We start from the raw sequence: 22,811 nt of genomic DNA, 5'->3' as shown, positions 1-22,811 counted from the left end.
AAAATGACTCCTTAAGGCAATAAACTTTCATTTTCCCAAAGTGATTCAATCGTTTCACGCTTACGGATTAAATGAGATTGAGCTCCATCGACCATCACTTCAGCAGCACGACCACGGCTGTTATAGTTTGAACTCATCACAAAACCATACGCGCCTGCACCTAATAGTGCAAGATTGTCATTTTCTTTGATCGCAAGCTCACGCTCTTTACCAAGGAAGTCACCCGTTTCACAAATTGCACCCACGATGTCCCAAGTCTGTTTTTCAACATCTGTACGTAGATTTACTTCTTGAATATCCATCCACGCCTGATACAACGATGGGCGAATCATGTCATTCATCGCAGCATCAATAATCGCAAAATTACGATGATTGGTTGGTTTCAGTAAATCAACTTTGGTCACTAATACACCTGCATTGGCAGAAATACTACGACCTGGCTCCATATAAACTTTCAAACCTAATTTTTCTAAAGCGGGACGCATAGATTCAGCATATTCAACCACTGTTGGTGGTACTTCATCTTTATACGTCACACCTAAACCACCACCGATGTCGATGTGTTTTAGATTGATACCGAGTTCTTTGAGTTTATCGATCATCGCGATGATGCGATCCAGTGCATCGACAAAAGGCTGTGTTTCAGTCAATTGCGAACCGATATGACAGTCAATTCCCACCACATCTAAGTTAGGTAAAGATGCAGCATATTGATAAGTTTCAAACACTGAATCTGATGGAATACCGAATTTATTTTCTTTCAAACCTGTTGAAATATATGGGTGAGTTTTAGCATCCACATCTGGATTTACACGCAAAGAAATTGGGGCTTTTTTACCAAGCTGTGCAGCAACTTTTTGAATACGATCCAATTCTGCATAAGATTCAACATTGAAGCATGCAATTCCAACTTCTAAGGCTTTTTGGATATCTGCTTCTTGTTTGCCCAAGCCAGAAAATACAATTTTTGATGGCTCGCCACCTGCAGCAAGTACACGTGCAAGCTCGCCACCTGTTACGATATCGAAACCCGAACCTAATTTTGCCAATACATTCAATACCGCAAGATTAGAGTTTGACTTCACCGCAAAGCAAATTTGATGATCAATAAAGCTAAAAGCCTTATCCATATCTAAATAATGCTTTTCAAAAGTTGCTTTTGAATAAACATAAAGTGGTGTGCCATATTGCATTGCAAGTTGATCTAGAGAACATTGCTCTGCATGCAATACCCCATTAATGCGGGAAAAACTCATGAATGTATCCTTTCATTGAAAGTGTAATTAGGTTTAGTTTGAATTCGCTTGTGAAGCTGACCCTGTTTGATCTGGTGAAGTAAGCTGATCTGTGACTTTTTTCTCAGCTTGCTTTTCACCCGATTGCGCAGTTTTGCTTTCATTTGAATAGAGCAAATACTTGGCACGTTTGTCATAGTCTGGGCTATTGGCTAACTGCAATTCACCTGACTGACCACATCCGATCAATCCCGTACTCGCTAAAACTAAAGTGATGCTACAAATTGCAAAACGCATTTGTTCACCTATTTCCAAAATTTTCGTCAGTATACCTTGAATCTAAAATATAGACCAAAGCAGAAAGGTTAAAGATTAAAATGAGAATAAAAAAAACGCCAGTAATTCACTGACGTTTTCTTATGAGAATCTCTGAATTGGTTAATTACTGTTTTTTCTTATAGAAACAGAAATAACCAATTGCAAGGATAATCAACCAGATCGGGCTAACCATCAATGATTCACGCGTATCTGTCTCAAGTGCAAGAATACCAATGGTACCAATGAAGAATGCAATCACGACATAACAGGTAATCGGGCCACCTGGTAATTTAAAGATTGATTTTGCATGAAGCTCTGGACGTGTTTTGTAATACACCAGATAACTCCATAAAATAATAATCCATACCAAAATGAACAGAATGGTTGAAAGTGTCGTTGCTAAAGTAAATGCTCTTACCGTATCAGGTACAAAGTACTGTAATGCAGCACCACCGAGTAAACACACACCTGAAAAGTACAATGCATTTGCAGGTACAGCACGCTTATTCAACAGACCAAAAGCTTTTGGACCTTGTTCTTCACGAGAAAGACCAAACAACATACGACTTGTAGAGAATACGCCACTATTCATAGAAGACATGACTGATGAAAGTACCACCAAGTTCATGATAATAGCAGCAGCAGCAATACCCGCTTGACTGAATAAGTTTACAAATGGGCTAACTTTCGGATCAATTGTATCCCATGGTGTTACTGACATTACGATCACAAGTGCCAATACATAGAAGAAAATGATACGAATTGGAATCGAGTTCACTGCTTTAGGGAGATTTTTTTCAGGATCTTTTGTTTCAGCTGCCGTTGTACCCACCAATTCAACACCTACAAAGGCGAAAATTGCAATTTGGAAACCAGCCAAGAAGCCCTCAAATCCTTTCGGGAACATCCCACCATGATCCCAAAGATGGGTAAATGATGCCACCTGACCTGTTGATGCTGAAGTAAATCCAGTAAAGATCATCCACAGACCAACTAAAATCAATACAACAATGGCAATAATTTTGATCAAAGCAAACCAAAACTCAAGTTCGCCGAACAGTTTTACTGTGACAAGGTTTAAGCCCATAATAAAGAAAATAGCTGCAACACTGATCATTGCCCCTTCAGTCGGCGTGAAGGCGACACCATTATTAAAGAACTGTAAGTAATAAATAATCGCGGATAAATCTGCAATACCAATGGTGATCCAACACAACCAATAGGTCCAACCCACAAAATAGCCCGCCCATGGGCCGATCAAATCAGTTGAAAAATCAATGAATGATTTATATTGCAAGTTTGAAAGTAGTAATTCGCCAAGCGCGCGCATCACGAAGAACACCATCAAACCGATGATCATGTAAATAAATAAGATTGATGGTCCTGCAAGACTAATGGTCTTGCCTGAACCCATAAATAATCCTGTACCAATCGCACCACCAATCGCAATCAATTGCAGATGGCGATTTGATAAGCTCCGTGCGAGTTCCCCACTTTCATTTGAGGATGAGTAATTTCCGTTTGACATTTTTAGTTCAGCTTAAGCAATTCATCTGCACAAATTAGCTGAATTTATACAAAAAATACAAATTTTTTTCAGACTGTACGTTTATTCATCTAAATCAAAAGTCTAGCTTAATGTATTTGAACTTCTCATCAGCTTCGGCATTCAATAGTCAGTTTTTATTAATTTTACTAAAAATCAATAATTAAAAAAAAATTTAATAATTTGCACATAGAACTTGTAAGTCAATTAAATCTATGTCAAAAAAGAAACAGATTGAAAAAAACAATAGCGCTAAAAATTTAAACTGAACATTATGCAAGCTTTTTTTTTAAAGTTGGCATTTTTGTAAAATCACAAAAACCCAAGGATGGCATAACAATTGCTTATTTAATCAGCAACTTGTATGCAAAACGGAAACATAAAAAGAAGGTACTATGCAAAATATTCAATCGTTAATGGAAACCTTAAGTGGTTGGGTCTGGGGACCTTATATGCTTGTACTCCTCGTTGGTACAGGTGTGTTCCTCACGCTACGTCTCATGTTTTTACAATTCAGACTTTTACCTTTTGCCTTCAAACAAGTGTTTGGCAAACATGATAAAGCCAAATCTAATGATGGAGATATTTCTCAATTCAGTGCGTTAATGACCGCATTATCAGCAACGATTGGTACAGGTAACATTGCCGGTGTTGCAACTGCATGTGTGCTCGGAGGACCTGGTGCAGTTTTTTGGATGTGGATGACAGCCTTAGTGGGCATGGCAACCAAATATGGTGAAGGCGTTTTAGCTGTTAAATACCGTGTTACCAATGAAAATGGGCAAAAATCTGGCGGTCCAATGTACTACATTGAACGTGGACTCAAATGGAAATGGCTCGCGATACTATTTGCATTGTTTGGTACGATTGCCTCTTTCGGAATCGGAAGCTCAGTACAGTCCAACACCGTCGCACTTGCGGTGCAGAATAGTTTAGGTGTTGAAACGTGGATTACAGGTGTCATTATCACACTGTTCTCAGCCCTAGTTATTCTTGGGGGTATCAAATCCATTGCTAAAGCATCATCTTTCATCGTTCCAATCATGGCGATTGGCTATGTTTTAGGTGGTTTAGCAATTATTTTGACCAATCTTGAACTTGTACTTCCTGCACTTAAATTGATCTTTGTCGATGCATTTACAGGGCAAGCCGTTGCCGGTGGTGCAATCGGTGCAGTGATTCGTTACGGTGTTGCACGTGGCGTATTCTCGAATGAAGCAGGTATGGGTTCTGCGCCAATTGCAGCAGCAGCAGCAAAAACCGATCATCCTGTACGTCAAGGTTTAGTTTCAATGACAGGGACATTCATTGACACCATCATTGTCTGTTCGATTACAGGTATTGTTTTGGTCATGGGTTACATCGTTGCGGGGAACACTTTTGGTACTGAAACAGGTGCTGTCCTCACTACGCATATTTTTGATCGCTTATTACCAGGTGTTGGAGGATGGGTTGTAACTTTTGGTATTATTTTCTTCGCTTATTCAACGATTTTGGGTTGGTGTTATTATGGTGAAAAATGTGCGACGTATCTGTTGGGCGAAAAATTCGTTTTAATCTACCGCATTATCTATATTGCAACCGTATTTATTGGAACAGTAGCTACACTTGATTTAGTCTGGTTATTTGCCGATACCTTTAATGGCTTAATGGCAATTCCAAACTTGATTGCACTGTTGTTACTTTCTGGTGTTATTGTCAAAGAAACCAAAGACTTCCTAGCTCGTCGTAAATCAGGTGAACTGTACTAAAATTATTCAACTTCTTTAAATAGGACGACAATATTAGTCGTCCTTTTTTATATTATTGGCATCTACAATTTAGATTGATGTATAGTCATTTCACTCACTTACACTTGAATTTTTAATCATATGGCTAAAGTCAAAACTGTTTATCGTTGTGAACAATGTGGTACAGACCATTCCAAATGGGCAGGTCAATGTTCAGACTGTGGTGAATGGAACTGTTTGACTGAAGTTAAAATTGAACCTGTTGTCAGCCACCGTGCAAAACCTATGGGCGGTGGCTATGCGGGACAAGCTGCCAATGTCACTCTACTCAATCAAATCACAGTATCAAATGAAACACGACTTGGTACAGGGATTAGTGAATTTGACCGTGTCCTCGGTGGTGGTTTAGTGACAGGTTCAGTGGTTCTAATTGGTGGTGATCCAGGGATTGGTAAATCAACCATTCTGCTACAAACAGCAACCCATATGGCGGCTGCCAATAGTTCTGCACTCTATGTCACTGGTGAAGAATCACTTTCTCAAGTGGCTTTACGTGCCAATCGTTTAGATTTACCTACTGATAAATTACAAGTCATGGCTGAAACGTGTGTGGAGCGTATTTGTGAAACTTTAGCGCAACTTCGCCCTGCTGTTGCAATTCTCGATTCTATTCAAACTTTATATACCGAAACTTTACAATCTGCGCCAGGTGGTGTTTCTCAAATCCGTGAATCTGCTGCTCTACTCACACGATTTGCCAAAAATAGTGGTACAGCGTTATTCATTGTTGGTCATGTCACTAAAGAAGGTTCGCTCGCAGGTCCACGTGTTTTAGAACACATGGTCGATTGTGTATTGTATTTTGAAGGTCAATCTGATTCACGTTATCGTATGATCCGCGCGGTTAAAAACCGCTTTGGTGCTGTCAATGAGCTCGGTGTCTTCGGTATGACCGATAAAGGGCTCAAAGAAGTTGCCAACCCCTCAGCAATATTTCTCAGTCGTTATGATGAAGCCATTCCTGGCTCTGTTGTCATGATCAGCCGTGAAGGCACTCGACCGCTTTTGGTTGAGGTTCAAGCCCTCGTGGATGATGCGCATGGACAACCACGCCGTGTTGCACTTGGTTTAGAACAAAACCGTTTAAATATGCTCTTGGCAGTGATGCATCGTCATGGTGGCGTACAAACTTCTGGACAAGATGTTTATGTCAATGTCGTGGGTGGCTTAAAAATCACGGAAACTGGTTCAGATCTTGCTGTCCTGCTCGCTTGTGCGTCAAGTTTGCGTTCCAAGGCTTTACCACAACAACTGGCTGTTTTTGGAGAAGTTGGCTTATCTGGTGAGATACGCCCTGTGCCAAATGGTCAAGAACGCTTAAAAGAAGCCATCAAACATGGATTTAAATACATCATTGTACCTCGTGGTAATGCACCACAAAAGCCAATCGCAGGTGTACAAATCATTGCTGTGGCACGGCTACACGAAGCGTTAACTGAAGCGATGCAACTCAGTGATGAAGTTGGATAAGGTTGAATACCTATCTTCAAATCATCAAATCTTAGATTGCGTTTACCTTTCACGATAAAACGTATTGTGTACCAGCAATACGTTGAGCTGCTTAGGCTATTTTAAAAATATTTTTGTTTGAATATTTAAAACGCTGAATTAAGAACACATTTAGAAGCGAATTGAATCTATGAGAATTCTTAGCTGAATTAATAAACAAAATCATGAAATAGGGCTATCAATTTAATGATATGATAAATATGCTCTAAATTTATACTTTTTCAGGATTTTCAATTAATTAATACAAAACTGCTAAGGCTTCTGTTTCAAAAAGATATTCGTTATTTTTATGTGAATATATGCGCAAATAAATCTCAAAAACATTGAAATTCTCTGTAAAAGACTGCATAAATAGAGATATGAAATAGCATAACAATGCTGTTCTATTCATAAACATATTTTAAAATAGGTAATTTCAATGGAAGTTCGACAGCGCGGCTTGATCGCCGGTATTTTGATGGCAACTTTGGCTGTAGCACCGCTCGCTGAAGCAAAACGTGCAGGTGGCGGTAAAAGCCATGGCATGAGCCGTTCTTCGAGTTCAAGTCAGTCTTATTCTCAACCGCGACAAGCTACGCCTGCTCAACAGCCAATGCCTGCTCAAACGGGTCAACAAAAGTCTGGTTCGGGTGTAGGTAAAATGGTTGCGGCTGGTGTTGCTGGTGCGGCAGTGGGTGCAATTGCTGCCAATGCAATGGCTGATGATCATAATGCGACGCAAACCAATGATGCAGAGTTAGCAAAACAGCAAGCAGCTCAACAAGAAGAGCAAAAAGGTGGTATTCCAAGTTGGATTTGGTTAATCCTGATCGCAGGTGCTGCATTCTTCTTGTTCCGTAAATTCGGTGCTAAAAAAAAATTAGCGGGTAATAATCCTTATGCACCAAATAGTTCAGGTCCAACATCTGCGCCATTTGGTCAAAACAACACTGCACGTACGTCAAATGACAATACCAATATTTTTGGTCAGTCAGTGAATGGCGGTACAGTGACACAAGCACCGTTTGGCGCAGCATCTACACAAAGTGGTAATCAACTTCCTGATGGAACTGAACCTGCTGCTTTCTTACGTATTGCGCGTCAACGTTTCAACCACATTCAGTCAATGAACTCTGCAAGCAACATTGCAGAAATTCAACGCTACTTAACCCCTGATCTTTACCAGTCTATGTATAACGACATTATGGAAAATCAAGATCAAGACGTTGCTGAGTTCTCAAACTTAAATGCAATGGTGGCTGATAGCGCAACTGAAAATGGTCAATATGTGGTAAGTGTTCGCTTTACAGGTACTGTAAGTGAAGATCTGAATAGCCAACCTACACCATTTGCTGAAATTTGGCACTTTGTTAAACCGGCGGGTTCTAGCCAAGATTGGTTAGTTGCAGGTATTCAACAAGCTTAATTTTTAGCAATAAATAACAGAAACCAGTGATTCGTCACTGGTTTTTTTATGGCAATCTTAAAATCTTTATAAGCGACATAATATCTTAGCCAGTACAAATTGAACAAAATTACCCACACAGATTTTTTGTACGGCATAGATTTAAAAATGAGAACATTGATCGTTCTTTCCTTAAATATTCCTTTGATAGTCGTGTTGATTATTATGGAATGAATAGCTGAATTAATTTATCTAGGGCCTGTTGATATTTGGACAGTAACCACATGAATTTTATATAAAAAATCATTATTTTACTGCAAGTACTCTATTAAAAATATCATTCCTAAACTATTGGTATTAAAAATGATTTTTATCTGAGATTAAAATTAATACAGCAAATGTCAACACGCCCTAATAAAAATCAATAATTATACCAATCCGTTAAATTAACTTTATATAAATTAGCCTCTTTTGCTTTTTTGCACCAATTACTTTAAACGTGGTGATGCTATCGCGAGGCGACATGGATGTCGCCGTTGGATATGAGGAGTATACTCCGAAGATAGGAGATCTTGCGAAGCCTCGCTTCTCATGTCCAACAAAGGATTTTTGTCACCTTGCGGAATACATTCCTCATCCTTCAAAAGTGAGGCATCGACTACACAAAGCAATCTAAACTTTTCAATGTATGTCGAGTCTGTGCAAACCTTTCATTTATATGATCTAACTTTAATCGTATGGTATTACTCTCAAACTCAATCTTTCATCTCATCAATACCGATATAACTCAACTGATCTAAGCTCTAAGGTTTAAATAAGAAAAGACAAATATTTTATGGCAATAAAAAAGCCCTGAATGATCAGAGCTTAAAGTACATCATTTAAACTTAACGCTGTGGTAAAGGAATGTATTGAGAGTCCGTACTTTGTACCTTACGCTCACCGACTTTGACAGCGACATTGACCTTTTGCTCACCACGAACCACTTCAACTTGGATCGTTGAATTTGGTGCTTGTAATGCAACATAATTGATCAAATGCGACGTCGATGTAATATCTTCATTATTGACCTTCACAATGCGATCACCAACTTTAATTCCCGCTTCAGCTGCTGGACCTTTTTTCAAAACATCAGCAACGACTACACCCGCTTGACGAGGCTGTAGAACATCCTCTTGAGTTGGAGGAACTAAGCTAATCCCCATCCAACCACGGATCACTCGACCATCTTTCAAAATCGAGTTTAAAACTTGCTGGCAAATTTTGGCAGGAATGGCAAAACCAATCCCCAAAGAACCACCTGATTGCGAGAAGATTGCGGTATTTACACCGATCAAATTCCCTGCAACATCGATTAAAGCACCGCCTGAGTTTCCTGGATTGATTGCTGCATCCGTTTGGATAAAGTCTTCATACGTATTGATACCCAAATCAGAACGTCCAGTCGCAGAAATAATCCCCTGCGTTACAGTTTGCCCCACACCGAATGGATTACCAATCGCTAAAACAACATCACCGACTTCATTTCCGCTCAACTTAAATGGCAAAACAGGTAATTCGGTCAATTCAATTTTAATCACCGCAAGATCTGTATCAGGGTCAGTACCTATCACTTTCGCTTCAGCACGACGACCATCACGTAGAGCAACAACAATTTGATCTGCCTGAGCAATGACATGATTATTCGTTAAAATATAACCATCAGGTCGTACAATCACACCTGAACCCAAGCTATTTTCATTAGAGCCTTTATTTTGTTCTGGAATTTGATTGCCAAAAAACTCACGGAACGCTGGATCATTGAGTAAAGGGTGGTTTTGTTTCACTTTTTGCGTTGTAAAAATATTCACAACTGCGGGTGCAGCCACTTTTACTGCGGCACTATAGGAAACTACTCCGCCTGTACGAGATGTATTGACCAAAGGTTCAACTTTTTCAGCAGGCATTTTCACACCATCAGCAGCAATCGGTGCTTTAGGTTGTTGAATTTTTTGCCAAACCACAAAACAAATGATGACCAGTATCAGTAGAATCCAAGGGAGCCAAGTAAATGAACGCCGCACGTTATTATTCCTCTAAGAATTTTTTAATTCGTTGATGCAAAAGCAATTTACATATTGTAAAGCAATTCAATAAAGAAACATAAAAATCCTTAAGAGTTTTGTTCAGCTTTAGTTACAATTCAAAGTATGTTTTGATGTTTTAAATAAGATTATTTAAATGAAGGTTATTCATGGCTTTACTTAAAGATATTATTCAATGGTGTGATCAAACCTTAAAATCACACGAATTTAAAGACTATGCACCAAATGGTTTACAAATCGAAGGTAAAGCTGAAGTCAAAAAAATCCTATGTGCTGTCACGGCTTCACAAGATGCGATAGATGCTGCCATTGCACAACACGCAGATTTACTTTTAGTTCATCATGGCTATTTTTGGAAAGGTGAACCCTACCCGATCACAGGAATGCGTGGTAAACGAATTAAGGCTTTAATTCAAAATGATATTTCTCTAGTTGGCTACCACCTGCCTTTAGACTCTCACCCGACTTTAGGTAATAACGCTGAAATTGCCAGAATCTTAGAATTAGAAAATATTGAAGCGCTTGATCCGAGCGAACGCAATCCTATTGGTAATATTGGTTATTTAAAAAATGCCATGTCACCTGAAGATTTCAAAAAATTTGTGTCTGAAAAACTACATTTTGATGCGATTCATTTACCTGCCGAAAAAACAACAATTCAAAAAGTTGGCTTTTGTACGGGTGGCGCGCAAGATTTTATTGGTAAAGCTGCGGCAATGAATTGTGATGCTTATATTTCAGGTGAAGTCAGCGAACGTACTTTTTATGAAGCCAAAGAATTAGATGTTCACTATTATGCATGTGGTCATCATGCGACTGAGCGTTTTGGTGTGCAATGCCTCGGACAAGCCATCGCCGAAAAATTCGATATAGAATATAGTTATTTTGAATTAAACAACCCGATTTAAATCGGCTACAGTAATCAGGTTTAAATGACCAATGCTTGGTACACATGTTGATGTAAATAAACAGCATTGGTCATGAAATTAGTTATTTTATTTTTAACAATTTCTTTATTCGTAATTAATCGAAATAAATTGTGTATTGTTATTTAACATCCTGCACAATTGTTTATAGAATCCATTACAATAAAGCCACTTAATTTTAAAACCCAGCAAATTGCAAGGAATTTAAAACATGACAACCATTACTTTACCTGCGCTACCATACGGCTACGAAGATCTTGCTCCTCACATCAGCAAAGAAACTTTAGAATTCCACCACGACAAACACCACAATACTTATGTTGTTAACTTAAACAACTTAATCAAAGGTACTGACCTTGAAGGTAAAACTTTAGAAGAAATCATCGTTGCTGTTGCTGGCGATGCTTCTAAAGCAGGTGTTTTCAATAACGCGGCTCAAGTATGGAACCACACATTCTACTGGAACTGTTTGGCTAAAAACGGTGGTGGTGCTGCGACTGGCGCTTTGGCTGCTAAAATCGACGAAGCTTTCGGTTCTTATGAAAAATTTGCTGAAGAATTTGCTGCTGCTGCAACAACTCAATTCGGTTCAGGTTGGGCTTGGTTAGTTGCTGACAAAGTAAATGGCGAACTTTCTATCCTTAAAACTTCAAATGCAGATACTCCACTTGCTCACGGTAAAGTTGCAGTATTAACAATCGACGTTTGGGAACACGCTTACTACATCGACTTCCGTAATGCACGTCCAGCTTACATCAAAACTTTCCTTGAAAGCCTTGTAAACTGGGACTATGCAAATGCTAAATATGCTGGTCAAGCTGCTGGCGTTGAAAAATAATTTCAGTCTGAAAAGACTCAACTGAATATCAGTTGAATTATTTACAAAAATCGCTCTTTTATAGAGCGATTTTTTATTAACATATAAAAAGAATTTCCCAATAAAAATGAACACCATATAATAATGACTCTACAACCCTACGTGATTAAAGCCAGTTTTGGACGTATCGCTTTTATTTTTATGTGCATGATTGCACTACAATTTGTTTGTTTTAAATTTCTAGAATTTTCAGACTACATCACGCCCCTTTTCATAATTGTCGTGATTGTGCTTTTAATCGTATTTCCCTTTAGCATCTACATGTTATGGATGATCATTCAACACAGAACACCGCGTATTATTTTTAATTTAGACGATTTTGAAGTCATTCAATATACCCGTAAAGCCAAAATAAAATATGCTGATATGACGAGTTTCAATTTAGAAAGACACGAAACCCATTATCGAATAACAGCCTATGAACCTGAACGGAAATTATTTCTATACAGTGCTCACCCTATACAGGTTGTTGATATTTTTGCTAGGACAACAACTGAGCCGATATTTCAAGTTCAACAAGGATTATTGATTAGCAATGAGCAAATTCTTGAAACTGCGATGTTGCTCTATATTCTTTGTCAAAATAAAGCCAAAAGTAGACCTGCTATTTTCCACAAGCTCAACAACAAACAATTTAAATTCACCGATTATCTCAATCAGAAAGATATTGCTAACTTTACATACGATCAAAAACTCAATAAAAAATTTAATGCCCGAAAATAAATCAATTCAATGTACTTTACATTTACACAGCAACTCATCAATATTCACCTATTTACAGATTGAAAATTGATGTTCTTCTAAAATATTTTATTGAAGCATTTATACTTGAACTAAATCATGACTATACCGAATAAAAAACTACTCCCGACTTACACCATAAAAGCCAATCCATTCAAACTATTACTGTTCTTTTCTACAATTATCACAATCCAAATAGGATGCTTTAAATTTATCGAATCATCGGACTATATAACCTTCGGATTTATTTTTGCTGTATTAGGACTAGTTTTCTTTTTCTGTTTTGGACTCTACCTATTTTACTTACTTATCAGATATGGTCGTCCCCGTGTCTGTTTCATGCCTGAATATTGCCAAATTCAAATGTATACCGTACATATCAGTATTCCCTACAAACAAATTTCTTCAATCAATTTTAATAAAGTCGAGCAAGAACACCGTGGCATAAAATGGGGACATGATTACCAACTCACCCTCTATTTAAAAGATGAAATTGCACAAACAAACATGTTCAGAAGGAAGACTTTTCAAGTTAAAGACCAAGTCATAGCGTCACAGTTCATATTTAGAAATCAAAAAATTTTAGAAATGGCGATAATTTTTACTGCAATCGCTCGGATGACACCCAAAAAGCGTATAGAAACCATTCAACAACTCAGTGATCGAAGTAGTCACTATGACCATCTTATCTCAAATAAAGAATTGGAAAATTTTAAAAATAATCAATATATAAGCAAATATTTCAAATCTGGACAATAAAAAAACATTTAAGGCTTTTTTGTTATAAATATACTTGACCACTTTGACTTTCATCCATAGAATGCGTTTCAGATTCTCCAATAGCTCAGTCGGTAGAGCGACGGACTGTTAATCCGCAGGTCCCTGGTTCGAGCCCAGGTTGGAGAGCCATCTATTCTTCCATAGCTCAGTCGGTAGAGCGACGGACTGTTAATCCGCAGGTCCCTGGTTCGAGCCCAGGTGGAAGAGCCAGATTCTAAAAGCCCACTCATTGCAAAGTGGGCTTTTTTTATCAGCATATTTTTATCTTTATAAATCGCCTCTTTCTTTTAGGTCATACATATAAATGTTGGCTGCACTCCGAAAGAACACGAGTTTAATTGTATCTAAATAGCGAATATGGCTATCTACGCATAGATCTTGAAATTGTGTGTCATAGGGACTTTTAAATTGTAGCGTTGAAAATTCATCAAAGTTTTGTCGAATTAAATATTCAAGATGATCATCTTTTAACGTGATCAAGTAATTACCACCTGCTTTGGTTACAGTCGCATATTGAGAGTTGAGATTCACAGCATTCCCCCTCTAAAGGGACACCGATAACACCTTTACCTATTGAATCATGCACTTCAAAATCACCTTGAATATACTCAATAATTGTTTGTGTACTTAATGGTTTTTGATTGGGGGTCGGAAAAACTTTATAAATCTCCGCCCACTCCTTTTGATCAATCAATTGTGCAAATAAAACTTTTCGGCAAATATCCTGTTTATCAACATGCTGTGTTTGATTCTTTTTTTGAGAATCATTTGATGCAGTATCTTCTGGATGTGCACGCCATTGGCATGAATTTATAAATGCAACAAGAAATAAAGGAAGAAGAAGAATTTTCATAAGCATGCTTTTATTTTTATGAATGATCAAATATTTAGCAAATAATACGTTTTTATGATCAATTTAACAATTTTTTCTTGACCCACCTCCAATTCATCCCTAAAATGCGTTCCAGATTCTCCAATAGCTCAGTCGGTAGAGCGACGGACTGTTAATCCGCAGGTCCCTGGTTCGAGCCCAGGTTGGAGAGCCAAATTCTAAAAGCCCACTCATTACGCAGTGGGTTTTTTCTTGCCTATCTTTTGTTGATTATTTATGTCTTTTGATTCTCATCAGGCTTTATTCCTTTTTATAGGTAGTATTGCAACACTTGCTTTGCTAATCGCCTGTTTCGGTCAACATTTATTTAGAAATAAAAACTATTTTGCAAAACCCGTCATTACCCCTTTTGAGCAGAAAATGTTTTTACGCTTGAATGAAGCTTTCCCGCAACATCATGTACTTGCTCAAGTTGCTTTTAGCGCATTGATTGATACAGAACACTTCAAACTCAGATCCAAATTTAATCGCAAAGTGAATGATTTTGTATTATTAGATCATCAACTTGAAGTGATCGCGATTATTGAGTTAGATGACCCCACACATCTAGGAAAAGAACAACAAGATGCTCAACGTGATGCAATGTTGAATCAAGCTGGCTACAAAGTCTATCGTTATACAGAAATTCCGAGTTGTCGAGATTTAAGAAAAGACATCCTTTAGAATTTTAAAGTTTTGAATATGTAAATTTATAAAAGCAACGAAGCAATACACAAATACACGATCACCCCTGTTGCATCACAGATTGATGTGACCAAAGGTGCTGAAGCACTTGCAGGATCGAGTTTTAAGCGATTGAGAATAAAAGGCAAACTCATACCAATCAAACAGCCCAAAAGTACAATGCCCATCATGCTGATTGCCAAAACCAAAGCAACCATCGCATCTCCTCGGAAATAGCCAAGCACTGAAACTGCAAGCGCCATTGTTCCACCTAAACAGAGCCCAACCAAACTCTCACGACCGATCAAATACAACCAATCTTTTAGCTCTACATCTCCGATGGCTAATGCTCGTACCATCAAAGTAGCAGACTGCGAACCCGCATTTCCCCCACTGCCAACCAATAAAGGCAAGAAAAAAACCAACACGATATTGGCAGAAATAATGTCTTCAAAATGTGCAATTCCAAAACCTGAGAGCAAGCTACCGAATACTAAGATGACCAACCAAAACACACGCTTTTGATATAAATATAGAATGGGAGCAGATTTGATACTGACATGTCCTGAAGACATTGCGCTTGATTTTAAAAAGTCTTCTGTGGCTTCTTCTTTGGCAATATCCATTGCATCATCATAAGTCACGATCCCCAATAGTTGATTATTTTCATCGACAATCGGCAAGGCGATAAAATCGTAATAACTGAGCTTTTCAGCAATGCTCTCTTGGTCTTCGTCACTGTAGCCAACAATTAAATCACGACTCATTATTTCAACAATTTTCTGTTGAGGCTCTGCGAGAATGATTTGTCGCAATGAAACTACACCGAGTAGCTTTTTATCTTGGTCAATCACATAAATCAAATAAAGTGTTTCACGATCTTTGGCTTGCGTTCTAATCTGTTCAATCGCTTCTACCATGTTCAAATTTGGTGGCAAAGCCACATAATCTGAACTCATGATCGCACCCGCGGATTCCTCAGGATACTTGGCGAGTTGTAAAATATCCTGTTGAATTTCTGGGCTTAAATACTGACTCACTTGCTGTTGTAGCTTGTAATTCAGTTGTTTAAACAAATCAGTACGATCGTCTGAGTGCATCTCAGACAATATTTTTACCAGCAATGGCGTATTTAAATGTTCAGCAATTTGTAATTGTTGTTCTATCGATAAAAATTCAAAAATATACGCTGCATTAGGGAGATACTCAATCAGCGTCAATTGTTCATTTAGAGATAAATTGGATAATAATTTCGCAATATCAGCATCATTGATTTGACTGATTTTATTTTGAATAAGTTCAAATTGATGGTTCTGTATAGCGCTTTCTATTTCTGCTATAAATGCCAAAGAAAATTGCATAAAATCATCCAAAATCAAAGTGCTATTTACATAAAACGTAAAAGCCAAAAATTTAATTTTTGTTCGTTATGGATTGAATCATGAAAGATTCAATTCAAATGTCTGTCCGCTATTGTACTGTCGAACAGACATTTTAAAACCCTATTATTCCAAAGTGCTTCATTCAACTTCACTGGATGCCTGTTTAGATTTAAAAATAGAACGAATCAGCACATACATAAAAGGAATAAATAATAAGACCAATACCGTACCAAAGATCACCCCACCAAGCACACTCACACCAATTTCTTGACGACTGGCAGCACCTGCACCAAATGCGAATACAAGTGGAATCACACCCGCACCAAATGCCAAAGAAGTCATCAGAATTGGACGTAAACGTAGCCCTGCACCATCAATCGCTGCTTGAATCGCCGTCATACCTTTTTCTTGTGCCAATGCAGCAAATTCAACAATTAATATTGCATTTTTACATGACAAACCGATGGTGGTTAAGAGCGCGATTTGGAAATAAATATCGTTTGGAAAACCAGTCAATTTACTAAAAATAATATTTCCACCGATACCTAAAGGAATTGCAGCAATCACGGCAGTTGGAATCGACCAACTTTCATATAATGCAGCTAAACATAAGAATATAAAACCAATAGATACGAGATAAAGTAACCAAGTCTGACCACTGGATTTTTGTTCTTCAAATGACAAACCACTCCATGCAACATCCAAACCCTCTTGTTGGCTCACCATATTTTCAATGTCTTTCATCGCTGTGCCAGAACTCGCGCCCTTCACTGTATCTGCTTGCATTTGCAAAGCGGTATAGCCTTGAAAACGGTTAACCACATCTGGTCCGCCTTCCCATCCGATCGTTGCAAAATTACTGAAAGGTATCATTTGATTCTGCGCATTTCGAACCGTCCAAAATTGTAAATCTTCAGGTTTAGAACGAAATTCTGCATCACCTTGCATCATGACCCGTTTAATTCGACCACGATCAATAAAGTCATTCACATAACTCCCCCCCCATGCTGTAGATAGGGTATTGTTAATCGCCGTTTGAGTTAAACCATTTGCTAGAGCAAGCTTTTGATCTACATGAATTTTCAGCTTCGACTTATCTGGATTTGATTTTTTATCTAAATTTTCAAAATGACTAAATTGCTTGGCACTTTCTTGGAGTGTAGAAAATTGTTGATCCAAATATTTACGACCTTGACCATTTATATCCTGCAACCAAAACTCTAAGCTATTAGTATCCCCTAGACCACTCACAGAAGAAGGTAAACTTACGGTAATTCTGGCATTGGTTTCCTTATTAAAATATTGAATAGCACGTTCACGAATCGCTTGTGCTGAATTTTCGGCATCATCACGCGCATCCCAATGCTTTAATGCCACAAAACCAGTCCCTAAATTTTGCCCAGTGCCTGAGAAATTTCGACCATAGCGAATCAAAACAATATCAACATTTTGCTTTTCTTTTTCTAAGAAATATTTACGAATATTTTCACCAATTACTTGGCTACTCGACATCGGCGCGCCATCCGCTAAACGGAACTGCACACTCAACATGCCTTGGTCTTCACTCGGAATAAAACTGGTTGGCAATGTACGATAAATCAATGCAAATATTGCAATTAAACCCATGAAAATAGTGAGAATGACCCACTTTAAATTTAAAGTTTTTTGAATCAAACCAATATAAGATTGCTTCAAATTATCGAGTTTGCTGTTAAACCAAATCGCCCAGCGCATCGGCTTAGGATTCGGTTTTAAAATAATGGCGCACAAGGCAGGCGTTAAAATCAAAGCTACGAATAAAGACAGCATCATTGCTGCCACTAAAGTGATGGAGAATTGACGATAAATCACGCCTGTAGAACCACCAAAAAAAGCCATCGGAATAAAAACTGCAGTTAATACCACGGTTATCCCAATCAATGCACCGGTCATTTCTTGCATAGATTCAATTGAAGCTTGTTTGGCTGTCAAACCTTGTTCATGCATCAGTCGTTCGACATTTTCTACCACGACAATCGCATCATCGACCAATAAACCAATCGCTAGAACCAGTGCAAATAACGTTAGGGTATTCACACTCATACCCAAAACATACAATACGGCGAATGTTCCGAGAATCACGATGGGTACAGTGATTGTTGGAATCAGTGTTGCTCGCCAACTTTGTAAAAACACGAACATGACCAAAACCACCAAGGCGATGGCTTCAAATAAGGTTTTAACAACTTCTTTTATCGACTCTTGAACAAATGGCGTGTTATCCCGTGGATAAACGATCTTATAACCTTGGGGTAATTTTTCAGAAACCTTTGCCAATTCAGCCTTAATCAATGCTGATGTTGCTAAAGCATTTGCCCCCGAAGACAACGAAATCCCCATACCCGAGGATGGATAGCCATTAATGGTGTTAAATGATTGATAATTTTCTGCGCCCAATTCAATTCGAGCGACATCTTTGAGGTAGACATAACTACCATCAATGTTGGATTTGACAATAATATTTTTAAATTCATCTACAGTTCTAAGACGAGAACCTGCGGTAACTTTCGCATTTAAGTATTGATCAGAAGCAACAGGTAAATCCCCAATTCCTCCTGCAGCAACTTGCGTATTTTGTGCCTCAATTGCTGCTCGAATATCACTTGGCATCAATTGATATTGTCGAAGTAGGTTTGGATTTAGCCATATACGCATTGCATATTGAGAACCGAAAACATCAACTTCACCCACCCCCTCGATTCGTGACAATTCTTGTTCAATATGATCTGCTAAATAATCACCCAGTTGAATATTGTTACTTTTACCTGTTTCATCATATAGGCCGACCACCATAAAGGTATCACCTAATGATTTACTCACGGTCACACCTTGGCGTTGCACATCATCGGGCAAACGATTAAGTACACCATTAATACTATTTTGGACTTGTACCTGTGCTGTATCAGGATCTGTCCCATTTTCAAAACTTACACTGATTCGAGCACGACCTGAAGAATCGCTACTCGAACTGAAATACAATAAATTATCCAAACCCTTAATTTGTTGTTCTAAAACCTGCGTTACACTCTCCTCCACCGTTTCAGCATCTGCCCCTGAATAGGTGGTAGAAATAGAAATTCGTGGTGGTGCAATATCTGGATATCGTTCTACAGGTAAATTCAGCACAGAGAAAATACCCAATGCCATCACGATAATAGCAAGTACACATGCAAAGATAGGACGTTGAATAAAAAATTTTGAGAGCATCAGACTAGGTTCTGTGTCAAGTAAATGAGGAAAATGTCGGACTAAGTATTACATTCCTTTTATATTGATCTTGTGTGACTTAAGCTAAAAACTCAAGAAAAAATAACAGAAAACTGAATTATTCATTTAATTATGAAGAAATTATGAAGTTTGTTCAAAATTTAAAGCGCTACACACGTATAAGCACTGCTAATTTTTCATCAAGCTGTCATCTAAATGTCAACTTTCATATTCATATTGATCTTCATAACGACACAATAATTTGAGAAAAATATGCTAAAAAGAACCTTGCTCATCACCAGTCTTGCGACCTTATTCACCGCTTGTAATGATGATAATGATGATTTTTCGACATCGACAAAAAATGAATATAAAGAACCTAAAATCATCATTGTCGGACATCGTGGTGCAAGCGCATTGCGTCCTGAACATACTTTAGAAAGCTATCAAAAAGCCATAGATGACGGCGCAGACTTCATAGAACCAGATCTTGTTTCGACCAAAGATGGATTTTTAGTTGCACGTCATGAGAATGAAATCAGTGGTACCACCAATGTCAGCACACTGAGCCAATTTGCAGATCGTAAAAAGACTAAAATTATTGATGGTGCAACGTTAACAGGATGGTTTACCGAAGATTTTACTTTAAGCGAGCTGAATCAAATCAAAGCCCGTGAGCGTATTCCTGCATTACGTCCTGAAAATACACAGTATAATGATAAATTTTCGATTCCGACTTTAGAACAAATTATTGAACTGGCAGATAAACATTATCAAAAAACAGGGAAAGTGATCGGTTTATATATAGAAACAAAGCACCCAACCTATTTCCAGAAAATCAATTTAAGCTTAGAAGATCCCGTACTCAAAACTTTAGCCAAATATAAATATACCAGAGACATTGCTCCTATCTATTTACAATCATTTGAAGTGAGCAATCTCAAATATTTTAAAGATCAATTAGCTCTACATAAATCTTTGAAAAATGCCAAAATTATTCAACTTTATGATGAAAAAAACCTAAGCCCTGCCGATTATGTTGCGCAAGGCATTAAAACCACCTATGGCGACATGGCTACCGCTGATGGTTTAAAAAATGTTGCTCAATATGCCAATGGTGTAGGTCCTTGGAAACCCTATATTTTTAATGATACTTATACTGCTCCTTCCACATTTGTCAGCAATGCTCATGCTGTAAATTTGAAAGTACACCCATATACTTTCCGCCCTGAAAATAACTTTTTGGCAGATAATTTAAAATGTAGCACTGCAACAACAGATGCCTCAAAACGTTGCGAAACTGGTGCAAGCAAAGAGTTTGAAATGTTCTTTAAAGCTGGCGTTGACGGTGTGTTTACTGATGATCCAGCACTCGGTCGCAAAAGTTTAGATGCTTATTTAAAGGCAAATCCTGCTGTAAAATAAATCTTTATTCTGCGCAAATTTATAAAGCAAGCTATAGCCCTCTAGCTAAAGCTTGCTTTATTTATTCTAAATTTTGGGTGTTATTCATAATAAGTTAATGTCCCTTTAAGCTTAAAATAGTACACTTGTTCAAAAATTTGAAAGCTTTGATTTTATGAGTGACTATTCTCCTTTTAAAGGTACGACAGGTTTTAAACGTATCCTGAATGCGACGGGATATTCTTTAGCAGGTTTTAAAGCTGCTTTTCAAAATGAAGCCGCTTTTCGCCAAATTGTTTTAATTAACGTCATTTTAATTCCCATTACATTTTTCTTAGACATCAACAATGTTGAACAAGCGTTGATGATTGGTGTTTGTTTATTGGCAATTATTGTTGAATTATTTAATTCTGCACTTGAAGCTGTGGTCGATCGTGTTTCTCTAGAACGCCATCCCCTTTCTAAAAATGCCAAAGATATGGGAAGTGCTGCGCAATTTGTAGCTCAAGCCATTATCTTCTTTACTTGGGTAATTATTCTTTTTAAATAAAGATATTTTATATAAGCAATATTTCTATTCAATCAAGTATATGCTTCATGCAACATCAAAAAAGCCGTCATCTGACGGCTCTTGATTTAAATCTTCACATTATTTATGTGCAGGAATCTGAAGCTCATCATCCGTTGCCAAGACCACTGAAAGTAAAATTGGTACAGCCAAAATCAATGGTACTGTGAAAATCCAAATCATCGTAGTCAATTCTGGTGCAACCATGAAATGTATCCCCAAACCGACAACCAATAAGATCGCCAATAAAACGCAGGCAAAACGAATCACAAATTTTGAAGACATTTTTAACCCCAAATACTTTTAATATAGATCGAGTATACATCTTAATTTCAAAATTGCTTATAAAGTCATCATGATTCAAAGATTTATATAAAAAATACCGATTGAAATGGTCAATTTAAATAAGACTTATCTAACTTCAAAAGATTTTTCAATACATACTCTTCCGTTTTTATATGGATTAAAATCAAAGGTTATCGCTACTTTTTTGTAGAATTGATATGTATAGAACCCAGTGTTTTTTCCATCCAAATGCTGATCTTCGACAGGAAAAGTAATTCCTAGCGCATGATTATTTTTATCACAATAGAGTTCCCCATAAGGATTCTGTTCAATTAAAACCCAACCATGCTTAAGTAAATTTGGTTTTATTTCATGATCATAAACTGCTTGATTAAATGCATTTTCTTTGGATAGCAAATAATAATATTTATCTGCACGTATCGACAAAATTTCATAAAGCGTTAGATCGTAATTCCTAAAAATATATTGAAAAGACTGAAAATATTTTTGTTCTGGTGTATCAACATACTGTTGTAGCTGATCTAAATTTAAGCCGTATAATTTATTATTCCTCACGCACCCTGTGAGAAGACTTAACAATATAATGATACTTAAAAACTTAACCATGTGCTGCCTTACATTCAGTTGTTTCTTGATGGTGATCATCTGACTTATAATTTGTCATCCAAATATGTACGACATTTGGGTTTAAACTCCCGCTAAAATAATCACCATTTCTATCTTTAACGACTTTTTCATTTGGATAATAAATTTGGATTGCATCATGGCTAGTATCAGAACAATAAGACCAATAATAATCATCTAAATCATAATTATAGTCCCATCCGCGCTGCACGATCTTTTGTTTTAACTGATTTAAGTCTGCAATCGTTATATCTTTTTTATCAATTTCCAAATTGAGTAAGATCGATTCTGTATTTGTTTGTCCATATACAATTTTATAAGGATAATCTTGGAAAATCGCACGAGCCTCCTGATAAAATCGATTTGATTCATAGTTTGTTTCGCTACATCCAACTAAACACAAACTCAAGCTAATTATAATTTTTTTCATAGATTTATCATTTTCAAGCAACATAATTACATTATCAGAAATGATTTTATTTTTCAGCACAAAAACACCAGCCGCAGGGACTGGTGTTCACAAATAGAATGTTCAC

Annotated in this window: 21 protein-coding genes and 3 tRNA genes; 13 read left to right on the top strand and 11 right to left on the bottom strand. The window is 37.5% G+C overall.

Features of this window, described 5'->3' with window-relative positions; genetic code table 11:
• Positions 1-11: 11 nt before the first annotated feature.
• From lysA to EXE10_RS07935, 3 genes are all read right to left on the bottom strand, one after another.
• Positions 12-1,256, bottom strand: a complete 1,245-nt coding sequence (lysA, locus tag EXE10_RS07945) for a diaminopimelate decarboxylase (RefSeq protein ID WP_130112988.1) — start codon at positions 1,254-1,256, stop codon at positions 12-14.
• A 33-nt stretch (positions 1,257-1,289) separates the two neighbouring features.
• A complete protein-coding gene (locus EXE10_RS07940; protein ID WP_130112987.1) occupies positions 1,290-1,532 on the bottom strand; it encodes a hypothetical protein in 243 nt (80 codons plus the stop codon).
• 145 nt (positions 1,533-1,677) lie between these two features.
• Positions 1,678-3,081: an amino acid permease gene (locus tag EXE10_RS07935; RefSeq protein WP_130112986.1), complete on the bottom strand. Its 1,404-nt coding sequence runs from the start codon at positions 3,079-3,081 to the stop codon at positions 1,678-1,680.
• A gap of 413 nt (positions 3,082-3,494) precedes the next feature.
• Here EXE10_RS07935 and EXE10_RS07930 point away from each other — a divergent pair, with 413 nt between their 5' ends.
• The 3 genes from EXE10_RS07930 (at position 3,495) to EXE10_RS07920 (ending at position 7,803) form a co-directional block, all read left to right on the top strand.
• Complete coding sequence (locus EXE10_RS07930) at positions 3,495-4,850, top strand: alanine/glycine:cation symporter family protein (RefSeq protein ID WP_068975248.1); 1,356 nt, start codon at positions 3,495-3,497, stop codon at positions 4,848-4,850.
• Between the two features lie 120 nt (positions 4,851-4,970).
• A complete protein-coding gene (gene radA / locus EXE10_RS07925) occupies positions 4,971-6,359 on the top strand; it encodes a DNA repair protein RadA (protein WP_130112985.1) in 1,389 nt (462 codons plus the stop codon).
• 457 nt (positions 6,360-6,816) lie between these two features.
• Complete coding sequence (locus tag EXE10_RS07920) at positions 6,817-7,803, top strand: Tim44 domain-containing protein (RefSeq protein ID WP_130112984.1); 987 nt, start codon at positions 6,817-6,819, stop codon at positions 7,801-7,803.
• A gap of 866 nt (positions 7,804-8,669) precedes the next feature.
• Here EXE10_RS07920 and EXE10_RS07915 read toward each other — a convergent pair.
• Positions 8,670-9,845, bottom strand: a complete 1,176-nt coding sequence (locus tag EXE10_RS07915; protein WP_068975251.1) for a S1C family serine protease — start codon at positions 9,843-9,845, stop codon at positions 8,670-8,672.
• Positions 9,846-10,015: 170 nt separating this feature from the next.
• Here EXE10_RS07915 and EXE10_RS07910 point away from each other — a divergent pair, with 170 nt between their 5' ends.
• From EXE10_RS07910 to EXE10_RS07885, 6 genes are all read left to right on the top strand, one after another.
• Positions 10,016-10,774 (top strand): Nif3-like dinuclear metal center hexameric protein, encoded by a 759-nt coding sequence (locus EXE10_RS07910; protein ID WP_130112983.1) that lies wholly within the window; start codon positions 10,016-10,018, stop codon positions 10,772-10,774.
• Between the two features lie 229 nt (positions 10,775-11,003).
• Entirely contained in the window at positions 11,004-11,630 is a 627-nt protein-coding gene (locus tag EXE10_RS07905) for a superoxide dismutase (RefSeq protein WP_068975253.1), read from the top strand.
• Positions 11,631-11,930: 300 nt separating this feature from the next.
• Positions 11,931-12,392 carry a hypothetical protein gene (locus EXE10_RS07900; RefSeq protein WP_130112982.1) on the top strand — a complete coding sequence of 154 codons (462 nt, stop codon included), beginning with the start codon at positions 11,931-11,933 and terminating at the stop codon, positions 12,390-12,392.
• A gap of 117 nt (positions 12,393-12,509) precedes the next feature.
• Entirely contained in the window at positions 12,510-13,169 is a 660-nt protein-coding gene (locus EXE10_RS07895) for a hypothetical protein (RefSeq protein ID WP_130112981.1), read from the top strand.
• Positions 13,170-13,243: 74 nt separating this feature from the next.
• Positions 13,244-13,319, top strand: a tRNA-Asn gene (locus EXE10_RS07890).
• A 5-nt stretch (positions 13,320-13,324) separates the two neighbouring features.
• Positions 13,325-13,400: transfer RNA gene (locus EXE10_RS07885), tRNA-Asn, on the top strand.
• A 57-nt stretch (positions 13,401-13,457) separates the two neighbouring features.
• On the opposite strand, the gene EXE10_RS07880 is transcribed toward EXE10_RS07885, so the two are convergent.
• Complete coding sequence (locus EXE10_RS07880) at positions 13,458-13,721, bottom strand: hypothetical protein (protein WP_130112980.1); 264 nt, start codon at positions 13,719-13,721, stop codon at positions 13,458-13,460.
• Positions 13,675-14,043 carry a hypothetical protein gene (locus EXE10_RS07875; protein ID WP_130112979.1) on the bottom strand — a complete coding sequence of 123 codons (369 nt, stop codon included), beginning with the start codon at positions 14,041-14,043 and terminating at the stop codon, positions 13,675-13,677. The genes EXE10_RS07880 and EXE10_RS07875 overlap by 47 nt, the downstream gene beginning before the upstream one ends.
• A 117-nt stretch (positions 14,044-14,160) precedes the next feature.
• Here EXE10_RS07875 and EXE10_RS07870 point away from each other — a divergent pair.
• A tRNA-Asn gene (locus EXE10_RS07870) sits at positions 14,161-14,236 on the top strand.
• A 62-nt stretch (positions 14,237-14,298) separates the two neighbouring features.
• Positions 14,299-14,745 carry a DUF2726 domain-containing protein gene (locus EXE10_RS07865; RefSeq protein WP_130112978.1) on the top strand — a complete coding sequence of 149 codons (447 nt, stop codon included), beginning with the start codon at positions 14,299-14,301 and terminating at the stop codon, positions 14,743-14,745.
• Between the two features lie 26 nt (positions 14,746-14,771).
• Here EXE10_RS07865 and mgtE read toward each other — a convergent pair whose 3' ends face one another.
• Together mgtE and EXE10_RS07855 are read right to left on the bottom strand one after the other, a co-directional pair.
• Complete coding sequence (gene mgtE, locus EXE10_RS07860; protein ID WP_068975432.1) at positions 14,772-16,106, bottom strand: magnesium transporter; 1,335 nt, start codon at positions 16,104-16,106, stop codon at positions 14,772-14,774.
• A gap of 159 nt (positions 16,107-16,265) precedes the next feature.
• The gene (locus EXE10_RS07855; RefSeq protein ID WP_130112977.1) at positions 16,266-19,373 is read right to left on the bottom strand and encodes a multidrug efflux RND transporter permease subunit; all 3,108 of its coding nucleotides are present in this window, start codon (positions 19,371-19,373) and stop codon (positions 16,266-16,268) included.
• 273 nt (positions 19,374-19,646) lie between these two features.
• On the opposite strand from EXE10_RS07855, the gene EXE10_RS07850 reads away from it, so the two are divergent.
• Together EXE10_RS07850 and EXE10_RS07845 are read left to right on the top strand one after the other, a co-directional pair.
• Positions 19,647-20,798 carry a glycerophosphodiester phosphodiesterase gene (locus EXE10_RS07850; protein WP_130112976.1) on the top strand — a complete coding sequence of 384 codons (1,152 nt, stop codon included), beginning with the start codon at positions 19,647-19,649 and terminating at the stop codon, positions 20,796-20,798.
• 154 nt (positions 20,799-20,952) lie between these two features.
• Positions 20,953-21,327 carry a diacylglycerol kinase gene (locus EXE10_RS07845; protein WP_087553263.1) on the top strand — a complete coding sequence of 125 codons (375 nt, stop codon included), beginning with the start codon at positions 20,953-20,955 and terminating at the stop codon, positions 21,325-21,327.
• A gap of 99 nt (positions 21,328-21,426) precedes the next feature.
• Here EXE10_RS07845 and EXE10_RS07840 read toward each other — a convergent pair whose 3' ends face one another.
• The 3 genes from EXE10_RS07840 to EXE10_RS07830 all read right to left on the bottom strand — a co-directional run bounded on the left by EXE10_RS07840 (position 21,427) and on the right by EXE10_RS07830 (position 22,765).
• A complete protein-coding gene (locus EXE10_RS07840) occupies positions 21,427-21,630 on the bottom strand; it encodes a hypothetical protein (RefSeq protein ID WP_068975436.1) in 204 nt (67 codons plus the stop codon).
• Between the two features lie 126 nt (positions 21,631-21,756).
• The gene (locus EXE10_RS07835) at positions 21,757-22,257 is read right to left on the bottom strand and encodes a hypothetical protein (protein WP_130112975.1); all 501 of its coding nucleotides are present in this window, start codon (positions 22,255-22,257) and stop codon (positions 21,757-21,759) included.
• Positions 22,250-22,765 (bottom strand): hypothetical protein, encoded by a 516-nt coding sequence (locus tag EXE10_RS07830; RefSeq protein ID WP_130112974.1) that lies wholly within the window; start codon positions 22,763-22,765, stop codon positions 22,250-22,252. Before EXE10_RS07830 ends, EXE10_RS07835 begins: the two co-directional genes overlap by 8 nt.
• Positions 22,766-22,811 lie beyond the last annotated feature (46 nt).

The sequence above is a fragment of the Acinetobacter sp. WCHAc060033 genome (genome assembly GCF_004209125.1).
Classification (GTDB): domain Bacteria; phylum Pseudomonadota; class Gammaproteobacteria; order Pseudomonadales; family Moraxellaceae; genus Acinetobacter; species Acinetobacter wuhouensis.
The sequence above is the reverse complement of the archived record's forward strand: the minus strand, read 5'-3'. Positions and strand labels throughout refer to the sequence as shown.

Coding starts and splice junctions, on each gene's coding strand:
- lysA (WP_130112988.1), bottom strand. CDS start 1,256: ATGAGTTTTTCCCGCATTAATGGGGTATTGCATGCAGAGCAATGTTCT.
- EXE10_RS07940 (WP_130112987.1), bottom strand. CDS start 1,532: ATGCGTTTTGCAATTTGTAGCATCACTTTAGTTTTAGCGAGTACGGGA.
- EXE10_RS07935 (WP_130112986.1), bottom strand. CDS start 3,081: ATGTCAAACGGAAATTACTCATCCTCAAATGAAAGTGGGGAACTCGCA.
- EXE10_RS07930 (WP_068975248.1), top strand. CDS start 3,495: ATGCAAAATATTCAATCGTTAATGGAAACCTTAAGTGGTTGGGTCTGG.
- radA (WP_130112985.1), top strand. CDS start 4,971: ATGGCTAAAGTCAAAACTGTTTATCGTTGTGAACAATGTGGTACAGAC.
- EXE10_RS07920 (WP_130112984.1), top strand. CDS start 6,817: ATGGAAGTTCGACAGCGCGGCTTGATCGCCGGTATTTTGATGGCAACT.
- EXE10_RS07910 (WP_130112983.1), top strand. CDS start 10,016: ATGGCTTTACTTAAAGATATTATTCAATGGTGTGATCAAACCTTAAAA.
- EXE10_RS07905 (WP_068975253.1), top strand. CDS start 11,004: ATGACAACCATTACTTTACCTGCGCTACCATACGGCTACGAAGATCTT.
- EXE10_RS07900 (WP_130112982.1), top strand. CDS start 11,931: ATGTTATGGATGATCATTCAACACAGAACACCGCGTATTATTTTTAAT.
- EXE10_RS07895 (WP_130112981.1), top strand. CDS start 12,510: ATGACTATACCGAATAAAAAACTACTCCCGACTTACACCATAAAAGCC.
- EXE10_RS07875 (WP_130112979.1), bottom strand. CDS start 14,043: ATGAAAATTCTTCTTCTTCCTTTATTTCTTGTTGCATTTATAAATTCA.
- EXE10_RS07865 (WP_130112978.1), top strand. CDS start 14,299: ATGTCTTTTGATTCTCATCAGGCTTTATTCCTTTTTATAGGTAGTATT.
- mgtE (WP_068975432.1), bottom strand. CDS start 16,106: ATGCAATTTTCTTTGGCATTTATAGCAGAAATAGAAAGCGCTATACAG.
- EXE10_RS07855 (WP_130112977.1), bottom strand. CDS start 19,373: ATGCTCTCAAAATTTTTTATTCAACGTCCTATCTTTGCATGTGTACTT.
- EXE10_RS07850 (WP_130112976.1), top strand. CDS start 19,647: ATGCTAAAAAGAACCTTGCTCATCACCAGTCTTGCGACCTTATTCACC.
- EXE10_RS07845 (WP_087553263.1), top strand. CDS start 20,953: ATGAGTGACTATTCTCCTTTTAAAGGTACGACAGGTTTTAAACGTATC.
- EXE10_RS07840 (WP_068975436.1), bottom strand. CDS start 21,630: ATGTCTTCAAAATTTGTGATTCGTTTTGCCTGCGTTTTATTGGCGATC.
- EXE10_RS07835 (WP_130112975.1), bottom strand. CDS start 22,257: ATGGTTAAGTTTTTAAGTATCATTATATTGTTAAGTCTTCTCACAGGG.